Genomic DNA, 12,377 nt, shown 5'->3' on the forward strand with positions numbered 1-12,377 from the left:
CCAACAACCGCTTAAAACTTAGCTTTAAAGCTTAGGAAATATTTAGGACCAGAACTAGAAATTAATGTAGGTGTAGTCTGAGTCCCGCGTGTCATATACTGAGCTTCGTCTAACACATTTTGTGCTTTAAACGACACAGAATAATTTTTACTGATCTTATATTTAGCAGTTGCATCAACATATTCAAACGGTTCAACATAGCGATTTGCGGTAGCACCAGAGTTAGGTTGGAAATATTTTGAACGAGATTTATACAATACTCTAAATTCAAAATCCCCAATATCCCAGTATACCGAGCCTGAAAAAACATTTTTAGAAAAACCAAATACGTTTGCAGGTTCAATAAAATCATAACCCTCTTGAGTTAATTCGCCCTCAGCATTATATGCATCACCAAACGCACCATCCTCATTTTCAAACGACGAACTTGCATAGTTATAAGATAACTTAGTGCCTAATCCATCAAACGGCTCAGGTAAAAATGCGAAATTATGTTGGTAAGACAACTCAATCCCTCTTAAATAAGCTGGATCGCTAGTATATGCACTCGAGTTAACTATAGTTGCAATTTCTTGCCCATCTATTGTTAATGTTTCATCTAACTGAACAGAACGGAAATTTGCAGCAAACTTTTTAAAATAAAACGCACCCGATAAATACATATCTTGTGAGGGATACCATTCAAGTGAAATATCAGCATTAGTTGACATCAGAGGATCCATATATGGATTATCACCATCAACTCGATTTATCAAATCAGTAGGATCGGTAATATCATTATCATCACTGGTTGAGATAATACGCCCGGCACCTAAATCTTGAAGATTAGGACGAGACAAAGCTTTATAAGCAGCAAACCTTAACATCACATCATTATCTAAATGGAAAGATAAATTAGCACTCGGTAATACACGAACCGATTTATTTTCACGTGTGTAAACATCGATTTCGCCTTCAATTGCCTGAATTTTATAATTAGTTGTACCGTCATCCTGTACTGTTGAAGTGATTTCATAAGCACCAGCATAACCAGTTGATTCAATCTGGGTTTCTACCACGCGAACGCCAATATTACCGGTCACATCATAACCAAACAGATTAGTATAAATATTCCCCATGGCATAAAGTGCTAAAATGTTTTCATCAATTAAATCATCACCAGCACTTCTGCGATCAGTGTACGGTTTGATGTCAACAAAAGAATATGTGCCGTCTGCTTGTAACTCACCTTGCTGAGAAATATTTGCAAAACCGCATCGGCCGTCAAATTGAGCCCACTGGTTTGCCGCAATTCCTAGATCAGAGTTACCGGATAATGCTTTACCATCCTCACTAGACATCCACTCAGGGTTAGACCAATCCTTAAAACAGTTTTCAATTAACAAATTACCAAGCACAGTATCATCTACTTGATATTCTGCGGTATCTTCGCCGGTAACAGGGTTAATAGCTCGATCTGTATCATTATCTGAATACAAAGACTCTTCTGAATAACGAACACCTGCTTTTACACTTGTAAAAATATCATTATCTAATACATATTCAGCATCAAATTTAACGGCTTTAAGACGGTCAAAACGCTCATCCATTTCACGCTCATAACGATTACGTGTGGCTTTGCCATTATTATATTCTGTTGACCAAGATTGCGGGCTAGTTGGATCAAACACTCCTACACCAGTATACCCAGCGTCGCCTTCAGCTTTTCGATTTTCATCTAAAAAAGTCAGCTCTGGTAAACGGTTATTACTTAGATCTAAAGCATAATTCCAGTAATCACCCGTGACCACTCTGGATTTCCAACTGGTGCGGTTACGCCATGATTTTGAATAAGATAAATCAAGTTCAACTCTTAATTTATCATTTACATAGTGCTCAACATTCAAACCTAAACCATTATAAGTTTCATCTTCTTCACGGTAATAACCCTGAGCTTCTAACTTAGCAATACCCGTCATGTACTGCAATGAGTGATCATCCCCAATAATATGATCATCCAATGATCTGCGAGCACTGGTTAAAATAAAATCGTGTCTATCTTCAAAATAAAAATTATTTGAATACTCTACATCAAGGTTAATATCCCAATCTGAATTTGGTTGCCATTGCAACGTCCCGACAAACGCTTCACGTTCATCTTCTTCTTCTTGATTACGAAATGTGTAACTTGACGGGGTGATAAATACCGAATCTTGATCAAACTGACTGATATTATCTCTGTCAACATTTGTATTGCTATCGTCTTCACAATCACCAGATGTTCTGTTTAACGGTGTGCCATCTGCTAATCTTGTTGCACATGAATACATGGTTGAACTAGATAACACGCTTTCTTCTGGGTTAGAAGAATCTGCTCTTTTATAACCTAATGAGAAACCAAAATCCCCAAATTGAGTGTCTCTGATTTGGTCAACATAAGATAAATTTAATTCACTGCCTAGCCCATTGTAATCATCTTGGCGGGCAGTATGAGAGTTATAAACTCCCTCAATCTCAGCAATTACCTGACGCTTGCCATAATCTAATGCTTTTAAAGGATCAACATTAATAGTACCTGCAACACCACCTTCAATCAGATCGGCCTGTTGTGATTTATAAACAACCACTTTATCACTTAACTCTGACGGAAATTTTTTAAAGTTAACCGCTCTTGAGTCACCCGCACTGGTTACAGTACGCTGGTTAAAGGTTGCATACCCTAAAAATGGTCCTAATCCACGAATAGACATTTCAGAAGCACTACCTTTACCACGGTGACCAGAAACACTGGTAATGTTTTCAATAACATCAGATAAAGATAAACCCGGTAGTTCGCCAAAATCCGCAGCGGCAATAGCATCTACAATAGCAACCGTATTTTTCTTTTCGCTTAAAGAGCGAGTCATAGTTGCTCGATTTCCTGTTACCTGTATGGTTTCAGTTGCTTCAACTTCATCGTTAGCTTGCTGAGCATAAAGCGGGTTAAAAGCAGATAGCAGTAAAATCGCAGAAATAGATTTACTAACAGCCGAAACGTTAAATTGTGTATTTATTTTTTTGTTAATATTTTTCATAGTGCTGAGCCTTAAAATTGTTAACGCCTTAGCGCGTCAAAATGACAGACACTATAATCTAACCAAAAGTTAAACATTATGTCAAACAGTATTTAAACAAAATGACTTACAATAATAAATCCATGTATTACAATAAATCCAGGTCAATTTGTATTACAAATTAATTCACATATTGCTAAGAATATGTAAAATAGACTATATTAAGTTAAAAACCATTTTTTAATTTTAGGAAATGAAATGAAAAACAGACGTATGTTTTGGAGTATAGTAGAAAAAATCGAAGCAAGAATCGATTCAGGCGAATTTGCTCCAGGCTCCAGATTGCCACCTGAGCGTGAATTTGTTGAATGCTATAATGTCAGCCGTCCTACAATCAGAGAAGCAATTATTGCTTTAGAAGTACGTGGAAGAGTGGAAGTAAAAACCGGTTCAGGTGTTTATGTGTTAGACAAAGCGAAAGAAACATCAACAGATACTAAAATCAGTGCTTTTGAATTAACCCAAGCCAGAGCTTTATTTGAAGGAGAAGCAGCAGCTTTAGCCGCTCTGTCAATAACAGATGAACAGCTAAGTGCGTTGGATAAAACAATGGAACAAATGGAAATTGGTAAAGACGTTGAACAAGCCGACCAAGAATTTCATTTGATCATTGCTAAAGCGACTAAAAATACAGCTATCCTAAACGCAATTTTAGGCCTGTGGAATGTGAGAACAACAAAAACAGAAGTAGTTGAAGCTTATAAAGAAATCTGTAGTCAAAGCAATCAGAAAAGGCTTGAAGAGCATAGAGAAATATTAAATGCACTCAAAGAACGTGATACCAATGCTGCTAGAACAGCGATGCATAAACACTTTCAACGTTTGATTAATGCACTATTTGATGCCAGTGAAGCTAAAGCATTGGAACAAATTAAAAAGAAAACAACTCAAACTCGCGGTTTATATTCACTAGACCATGTGGTTGTTGGCCGAGCAAATTAATCCCTGTTCGGCTTAAACAGCCTTTAAACCCTAATATCCTATGTTTGGATTATTTTCCTGTATTTAATAAGTTTCAGACTATTAAATACAGGAAAATACCCACCAAATAACCTCTAAACAAATCCGCTGTGTCAAGCTATAAATTACCGCTTTAACATGAAAAATGCCCTGCGCTAGCTACTTCACAGAGCATGAGTAAAAACTTAACGAGCATTAGAGCTTAAGTTACATGCTTTAAGAGAAAAGTAACCCTGCATTGATGTCAACGCAATTTCCTGTCATATACGATGATTCATCAGAAGCTAAGAAAGCAGCTAATTTTGCAACCTCTTCAGCTTTACCCTCTCGTTTTAAAGCAGTCGCACCAGCTACTTTAATTCGCACTTCATTGTTAGTAAAAGTATCATGGAAACCAGTATTGATCATACCTGGACACACACTATTCACTCGGATATCCGGGCCAAGTTCTTTGGCTAAACCACGGGTAAATGTCATGATTGCCCCTTTTGCTGTAGCATAAGCAACAGCGCCTGCACCACCACCATCTCGCCCAGCTTGAGATGAAAAGGTAACAATAGAACCACCCGTAGGAATGTGCGGTATACATGCTCGGGTTACTCTAAATAGAGAGGTTAAATTCACATCCATCACTTTAATCCAATGAGCATCTGACATTTCGTTAATTTTTACTCTGTCAATTAAGCCACCAGAAACATGAATTAAACTATCAATTTTTCCAAACTGTGAAATAGCTCGGTTGACCACTGCATCGACTTCTTCTTGTTGGGTTAAATCAGCCTGAATTGCAAGTCCCTCAACCCCATACGAACGCACTTCAGCTTCTGCTAATTTTGCCTCTTCGGCACTTGATAAATAAGTTAATACAACATTGGCACCACGTTTAGCAAACTCAATTGCACATGCTTTCCCTATATCTCGGCCACCGCCAGTAACTAATACAGTTTTACCTTTCATATTTTTCATTTCAACCTCCACAAAACATGATTGTATTACACTACAAAAACCAATGTTTTACAATAAAATATTTACACAACTGAGAAAAAATGAAATTATCATTATAAAACATATATTTAAGATGTTACAAAATATATTGTAAAATTAAACTCGATAACCACCTTGCCAAAACCCACTTAAAAATATAAATTCCACTAAAAATTGACTTACACACCATCACACAAGGTTGGAAATGAAATTAATTAATAACATGTTATTTTGTGCTTTAATCACCCCCATATTATTCGGTTGTAACACACAAAAAAGCGACCCCCCTAAAGAAACAGAAAATCAACCTGCAATAACCAACTGCACTCAGGTTTATCCTTTACGCATTATCAGTGCAACTTCAATATCTTACGAACAGCAATACCCAGCCAAATTAACAATTGATAATAATTTTTCAGACGATTCCAGATGGACAAGCACAGCTATAACCCCCTCACTAATTCTGGATTTAGGTGAAGACAGCTTATTGCACTCAATTGATCTAAGCTGGTATTTAGCTGATAAGAACATATATTATTTTGAGATACTAACCTCTCTAAACAAGACTGAGTGGGATTTACAGCTAACAAATCAAACATCTAATTTAAATACTAACCGTTTTGAAAATACAATTTTGACACCCCACTATGCTAGATACATTAAATTAACAGGCTTACAAAATATCCAAACCAGTCTTAAAGAAATAAAAGTAAATGGATGTAATAGCTCAGGCTCAGCCCCTTGGTTTAATTTGAATCCGGCAGTAGCGCCATCGGGCAATTTCGATTTATTAGACTGGAGTCTTAGCATACCAACTGACCAAGATAATAACGGCAGAGCAGATCATATTTATGAAACCGAACTCGCCAATGATTATACTCACCCCGAATATTTTTATACTGCAACTGACGGCGCTATGGTATTTAGAGCACCGATTAATGGATTTAAAACTTCAACCAATACGAGTTATACCCGCTCAGAACTCAGGGAAATGCTACGTCGCGGACAAAATAATATAAATACTCAAGGCATTAGCAAAAATAATTGGGGTTTTTCAACTTATTCCGAAGCTGTTAAACCTTTGTACGGTGGTATAGATGGCATGCTCACAGCAACTTTAAAAATTGATCACGTCACAACAACCGGTGACGATTATCAAATTGGCCGAGTTATCATAGGTCAAATACATGCATCAGATGATGAACCAGCTCGACTCTATTACAGAAAATTACCCAATAATTCAAAAGGTTCTATTTATTTAGTACATGAACCTTTAGGGGGCGATGATATTTATTATGAAATGATAGGCAACCGCTCAAATATAGCCAATAACCCCCTAGATGGTATCGAATTAGGGGAAGTTTTTAGTTATACCATTCAGGTATCCGGACATGAGCTCATTGTCACTATTAGCCGAGCAGGAAAACCCGATGTGATTCAGACAGTCGACATCTCAAACAGTGGCTATCATTTAGCGAATAATGAGTATATGTATTTCAAAGCCGGAGCATATAATCAAAATAACTCCGGTGACGAAACAGATTATGTGCAGGTTTCATTTTATTATTTAGATAATCAACACACGGGTTACCACTACTAAAAAATTTTCAGGCAAGTAGCTCGGTGACTTGCCTGAAATCACTCACTCCATTATTTAATATAAAGCTCATATTCACACACAAAATAATACCAAAAGGTTATATATTACAAACAAAATGTAATACCAATTAACATACCAAATCAAACACCCACAAAAAAACCAATATAAAACAATAAAATATATACGAAAAAATAAAAAACATTCCGACTTGATTTTTTAAAGGATAAAAAACAAACCAAAATGTAAAAAAAATGAATATTTTATATTTCCAAATGTTGACCAATTAAAGTTACTGTGAAACACTATGTCATACATGAAAAACAAAACATGTATGACACACGCAACAAAAAGTTCTAACAAGAGGTTATTATGAAATACAAACTATCTAAGATAGCTATGTCACTTCTTTCAATAACAGCAATTTCAATGACAGCTAATGCCGCAGAAGAGCAAGAAAACATTGAAACAATTGTAGTTAAAGGAATAGCAGGTAGCTTGGCGGAATCAGCAAGACAAAAACGTTTTAACGTTAGCATCTCTGATGCAGTTGTTGCAGAAGATATTGGTAAGCTGCCGGACAATAACATTGCAGAAGCTTTGCAACGTATTACTGGGGTTTCAATTAAATCAGATTTCGGGGTTGGTGAATCGGTTACTATTCGGGGTGTATCTGAAAACCTTATTTTGTTAAACGGCCGCTCAACAGCTGGCCCTGGAAGAGGTGGGATTAGTTTAGACGATTTTCCATCCAGTTTTTTAAAAAAAGTAGAGGTTATCAAGTCACCTACACCTGAAATGATTGAAGGGGCTTTAGGTGGTACGGTTAATATGGAAACCGTACGTCCTTTAGAATTAATGGAGCCTTTAATCGCTTTATCAATTGACGGTGAATATGCAGATAAAACTGAAAATATCGCGCCTAAGCTTAGCGCAGCTATGGGGCGAAACTGGAATTTAGGTGAACTAGGCACATTTGGTGCCAGCATTAATTTTGCTTATCAAGATCGAGAATTACGCCGTGATGAATTTTTTAATAAATTCAGTATGGTCGACGATATTGACTTAGATGGTGATGGTACAATTGATACTTCTGGCGGTCCAAACGGTAAATTCCAACTGAGAACAGAAAGTACGTCAGAACAAAAAACCGAGCAACGTGAAAGAACTGCGTATGGTATTTCACTACAGTGGGCTCCAGCTAATGTTGATGCAAACATTTATCTCGACTTTAACAACTCGGAGCTAGATGGTGGCCAACAAGCTTATTCTATTTTAGATGTAGGCGGTTCAGTTGTACCTATGACCAGTTCGTATTATGACGGTAATGGTATGCTACAAAACTATCAATTAGATGGGGTATTTACGATCCCTAAAACTTGGAGTGATTTTACTACATCAGAATCTTCATCCAATGCAATTGGCGGTGAATGGTATGTTACCAACAACTTGAAATTATCTGGGGAATATTCAACTTCTGAATCACAAGAACTGCAAACGGCTTCTGAGTTTAACTTACGCCCAATCAAACGAGATGATTATTTAGCAGATAATAGCCTTAATAATAATACCAGCACAGCAACCATTACCCAAAGTGGTGGTATTCCATCTATTGTTTATGCAGATCCTATCCTTTTAGATGAAGATAACATGGTTTTTAGAGAGCTATTCCATAAAACGCTTTCTTCAGATAACCAAGAAACAGCCTTCCGTTTTGACGTTGAATATAGCGACTTTGGGTTAGATTTTGTTACTAAGATTAAAGCAGGTGTTCGCACAACAGATCGTGAATTTTCAGCAGATCGCTATGACTTAAAATTTGATGGTTCAACCACACTTAAAGATGCCTATAAAAATGCCAAAGTGGATGGTATAGCCAGTCCTGTTTGGGTAGACAATGAGGTTATCAGTGGTAGTTTTGTCACCCTCAATCCAGATAATGTATTTGAGCAAAATGGACTTTCTGGTCAAAACGATTTATTAACATATCATGTTTATAATGCTGATATTTTAAGTAATGACATAGAAAAAACGTTCTCTCAAGTTAAACAAATACTTGAAGGCACAAGTTATGCTATTACTGGCAGTTTAGCCGACAATATGCATGAAGATAACAGTGCTTATAAGTTAATTGAAGAAAAAACCAACGCATTTTACACCCAATTCCATTTAGAATATGAAGATATTAGTGCTGTAGTCGGCGGACGATATGTCGAAACCGAATTAGACTCAAGCATTGTAGTTTCAGTTGATGCAAATGGTAAAAAAACCCTTGAAACCAGAAGTAATGAATACTCAGACTTTTTACCAAGTTTAAACGTGACTTACACTTTATCTCAAGAAACGTTATTACGTTTTGCGGCAGCAAAAGTAATGCGCCGAGCTGATTTTGATAACTTAAGTCCTTCATTAGTCATTAATAATGATCGTACTTCTGGCAGTAGTGGTTCATACGATTTAGAACCTTACCGCGTCACACAATATGATTTTTCACTTGAGCATTATTTTGGTCAAGGTGGTTTAGCATCAGCCGCTATTTTCTATAAAGATGTAGCTTCTTTTACTGAAAACCGTACTACCTGTGTAGCAGACTCAAGCACAGTGACCAACCAAAATACAACCCAATGGGATACTGTTTGTATTCTTGATGAAGCAGGTGTGAGTAAATCTGAAATTGTGACTAAACCTATAACAACCGCTAATGGTCAAAGTGTTGTGGACAATTTAAGAGTAGCAGGTTTAACCGGTATCCAAATCGCTAAAGATGTTAATGGCGGTAGCGGTGAGGTCACAGGTTTAGAGCTAGCTTATCAGCAACAACTCGATTTTCTACCGGGTTTAGGGGTGAATGTTAACTACACTTATGCAGACAGCTCTCAGCCAGACGGCAACCCTTTATTAAATATTTCAAACCATACTTTTAATGGTCAGATTTATTATGAAAATCAAGGCTTTCAAGCGCGTTTAGCTTATAACTGGCGTGATAGCTATTTATATTCACAAATTGAAAAACGTGTTGAAACTGTTGGTGCACTTGGCTTGGGTATTAAAAACTCAGGCGATCCAGAAGCCGATGGTTACGATCCAACAGTAGGTAATAATTACCAAAATGAGCGTGGCCAGTTTGACTTTTCAGTGAGCTATGACATTGATGATAATTTCACTGTATTAGCAAACGTAGTTAATTTAACTGGTGAACCAACCACTTATTCAAACGAACTCGGTTCAACTTGGAAATATAGTGAGTCAGATCGCCGCTTTACTGTAGGTATGCGTGCTAAGTTTTAAACTACTTTAGCATCCAAAAACCTGAATCTCTCAGTTATGAGATTCAGGTTTTTAATTTACCCCTTAACTTTAATGTTAAATAGTACCGTTTTCATAATTGTATCTGTTCATAGATAGGCTTTAGCCCGATATATCCCCCCGGAATCAGGAGATAAAATAATGTTGAAAAACATAAAATTTAGGTTTTATCCAATTGCATTAATTTTTGCCCTTGTTGTGTTTCCGCAACTGAGCTATGCGCAATTGGTTAACAACATACAACAATATAATCAGGCTGTATCATCATTAAAACCAGGTGATCAAATCATCCTCGCTAATGGTATTTGGAAAGACGTAGAGTTTGTCTTAGATGCTAAAGGTACCAAGCAGCAACCCATTCAACTAAAAGCCCAAACACCCGGCAAAGTCATTATTACTGGCCAGTCAAATTTAAGCTTATCTGGCGAACATTTAATTATTTCAGGTCTGGTATTTAAAGACGGTTATACTCCAACCGGAGAAGTAATATCGTTTAAAACTTCAGATGAGAAGCTAGCTAACCACAGTCGCGTTACAAATATTGTCATAGATAACTTTAGCCATCCTCAACGTAATTTAGCCGACCTTTGGGTTGCGATGTATGGTAAACATAATCAATTTGATCATAACACTTTAATCAATAAACGAAATCGAGGTGTCACACTCGCAGTTAGGCTGAACTCAAAAGCCAGTGAAAATAATCATCATATCATTGAATACAATTATTTTGGTCCTCGCCAAATTTTAGGCGCAAATGGCGGAGAAACACTGAGAATTGGGACGAGTCATTTTGCTACTGCAAATTCAAATACCTTGGTTAGATACAATTTTTTTGATCGAGTAAATGGTGAACACGAAATCATCTCCAATAAATCTGGCCGTAACGAATATCGTGGTAATGTTATTTTTGAAAGTCAGGGAACATTAACCATGCGTCATGGAATGCATACCCTAGTTGAAAATAACTATATTATCGGCAACCGCAAACCAAATACAGGCGGTATTCGCATTATTAACGAGTATCAAACCGTTAAAAATAATTATTTAAGTGGCTTAACTGGTCACCGTTTTCGTGGCGCGCTTGTGATTATGAACGGCGTACCAAACTCATCACCAAACCGGTATAACCAAGCAGTAGAAGCTGTAATGCAAAATAATATTGTACTCGACAGTGACTATATAAACTTTGGTGCTGGCAGCGACGCAGAAAGAACGGCGACTCCAATAGACTCCTTATTTAAAAACAACCTGATCTTAAGCCAATATAATTTAACCCCATTTACCTTGTATGATGACGTTTCAGGCATCCACTTTACCGGCAATTTAGTCAATAACGAAATGATGGTCCCAGAAAAAATTAGTTCAGGATTTAAGAAAGTGGGCTACAAAGTGTCAAAAAATCAGTATGGTTTAAATGCACCTATTGATGCTTTAACAGACAAGGTAGGCTTTGGAGAAATAAAACTTCCTGTTGAAAAAAATGCAACGGGTGCTAATTTCTACCTTAAAGAACTGTCCCCTATTCAGTTTCAAAGTGGCCAAAAAATCACTGTCCCTGCTGGAACAAACACCCTGTTAACAGCTTTAGAGAATAGCCAACCCGGAGATGTTTTGGTGCTACAAAATGGGGCTGAATATTTGCTCACGAAACTCGCCAAAATCCACCATCCAATTACGATTATGGCAAATAAAGGCTACAAACCTGTTATTCGCTCACAAAAACCAAGCTTTTTAGTGATTGAGAACGGTGGCGCACTCGAAGTAGAAAACCTCTGGTTTGACGGTGCTCAATCCCCCGATTATAAAGGCAATAATGTGATCAGAACCAGCGCTAATTCTATGAATATTAACTATTCATTATCTGTCAAAAATATCAAAGTCACGAATTTAGATGTGAATGGTTATTTTGATTTTTTCAAAGCAACCACCGGGACATTTGCTGATTTTATAGAAATTTTTGACTCTGAAATGACTAATATCTCTGGTTCGGTTTTAATTTTAAATAAAGAAACCGATGATTTAGGCGTATATAGTGTCGAAAATTTAACCCTTACCGGTAACAAATTTACCGATATTAAAGGCGAGATAGCAACTGTTTATCGTGGCGGACAAGATGAAAGTACATTTGGCCCTATGGTTAAAGTTAAACATAATCGGTTTATTAATGTTGGCAAAGGCTCAACCCACAGATCTCAAGCCTCTTTATATTTTCATGGTGTACAACAACTTGAAATTTCAGACTCGGTTTGGCATAACAGTGCCCCTCTAAGCCTTTATCTCACTAATGGCGAGCCTATCACACTTATCAAGAATGTGGTGATGAAAAATACTGGCGAAATTCAAGCAAATAGCCAAGCTTATCAAGCTGAAAATATTACTTACCAATAATACCCAAATCCATTATCAACCTAACGACTGCTTTTTTGCTTAAGTTTAAC

6 protein-coding genes are annotated in these 12,377 nt (G+C 36.9%); 4 read left to right on the forward strand and 2 right to left on the reverse strand.

Going from position 1 to position 12,377, the window contains the following annotated elements; translation table 11 throughout:
- Positions 1 to 11: 11 nt before the first annotated feature.
- Complete coding sequence (locus N7931_RS00105) at positions 12 to 3,053, reverse strand: TonB-dependent receptor (RefSeq protein ID WP_262791205.1); 3,042 nt, start codon at positions 3,051 to 3,053, stop codon at positions 12 to 14.
- Between the two features lie 237 nt (positions 3,054 to 3,290).
- Between N7931_RS00105 and N7931_RS00110 the strand changes: the two genes are divergently transcribed.
- Entirely contained in the window at positions 3,291 to 4,034 is a 744-nt protein-coding gene (locus N7931_RS00110) for a FadR/GntR family transcriptional regulator (RefSeq protein ID WP_262791206.1), read from the forward strand.
- 234 nt (positions 4,035 to 4,268) lie between these two features.
- Here N7931_RS00110 and N7931_RS00115 read toward each other — a convergent pair whose 3' ends face one another.
- Positions 4,269 to 5,018 (reverse strand): SDR family NAD(P)-dependent oxidoreductase, encoded by a 750-nt coding sequence (locus tag N7931_RS00115; protein ID WP_262791207.1) that lies wholly within the window; start codon positions 5,016 to 5,018, stop codon positions 4,269 to 4,271.
- Between the two features lie 223 nt (positions 5,019 to 5,241).
- Here N7931_RS00115 and N7931_RS00120 point away from each other — a divergent pair, with 223 nt between their 5' ends.
- The 3 genes from N7931_RS00120 to N7931_RS00130 all read left to right on the forward strand — a co-directional run bounded on the left by N7931_RS00120 (position 5,242) and on the right by N7931_RS00130 (position 12,327).
- Entirely contained in the window at positions 5,242 to 6,636 is a 1,395-nt protein-coding gene (locus N7931_RS00120) for a polysaccharide lyase family 7 protein (RefSeq protein WP_262791208.1), read from the forward strand.
- A 369-nt stretch (positions 6,637 to 7,005) separates the two neighbouring features.
- On the forward strand, positions 7,006 to 9,921 hold the full coding sequence (locus N7931_RS00125; RefSeq protein WP_262791209.1) for a TonB-dependent receptor: 2,916 nt from the start codon (positions 7,006 to 7,008) through the stop codon (positions 9,919 to 9,921).
- Between the two features lie 159 nt (positions 9,922 to 10,080).
- Complete coding sequence (locus N7931_RS00130) at positions 10,081 to 12,327, forward strand: polysaccharide lyase 6 family protein (RefSeq protein WP_262791210.1); 2,247 nt, start codon at positions 10,081 to 10,083, stop codon at positions 12,325 to 12,327.
- Positions 12,328 to 12,377: the final 50 nt, after the last annotated feature.

This window comes from Catenovulum sp. 2E275, assembly GCF_025515275.1.
Lineage (GTDB): Bacteria > Pseudomonadota > Gammaproteobacteria > Enterobacterales > Alteromonadaceae > Catenovulum.

Coding starts and splice junctions, on each gene's coding strand:
- N7931_RS00105 (WP_262791205.1), bottom strand. CDS start 3,053: ATGAAAAATATTAACAAAAAAATAAATACACAATTTAACGTTTCGGCT.
- N7931_RS00110 (WP_262791206.1), top strand. CDS start 3,291: ATGAAAAACAGACGTATGTTTTGGAGTATAGTAGAAAAAATCGAAGCA.
- N7931_RS00115 (WP_262791207.1), bottom strand. CDS start 5,018: ATGAAAAATATGAAAGGTAAAACTGTATTAGTTACTGGCGGTGGCCGA.
- N7931_RS00120 (WP_262791208.1), top strand. CDS start 5,242: ATGAAATTAATTAATAACATGTTATTTTGTGCTTTAATCACCCCCATA.
- N7931_RS00125 (WP_262791209.1), top strand. CDS start 7,006: ATGAAATACAAACTATCTAAGATAGCTATGTCACTTCTTTCAATAACA.
- N7931_RS00130 (WP_262791210.1), top strand. CDS start 10,081: ATGTTGAAAAACATAAAATTTAGGTTTTATCCAATTGCATTAATTTTT.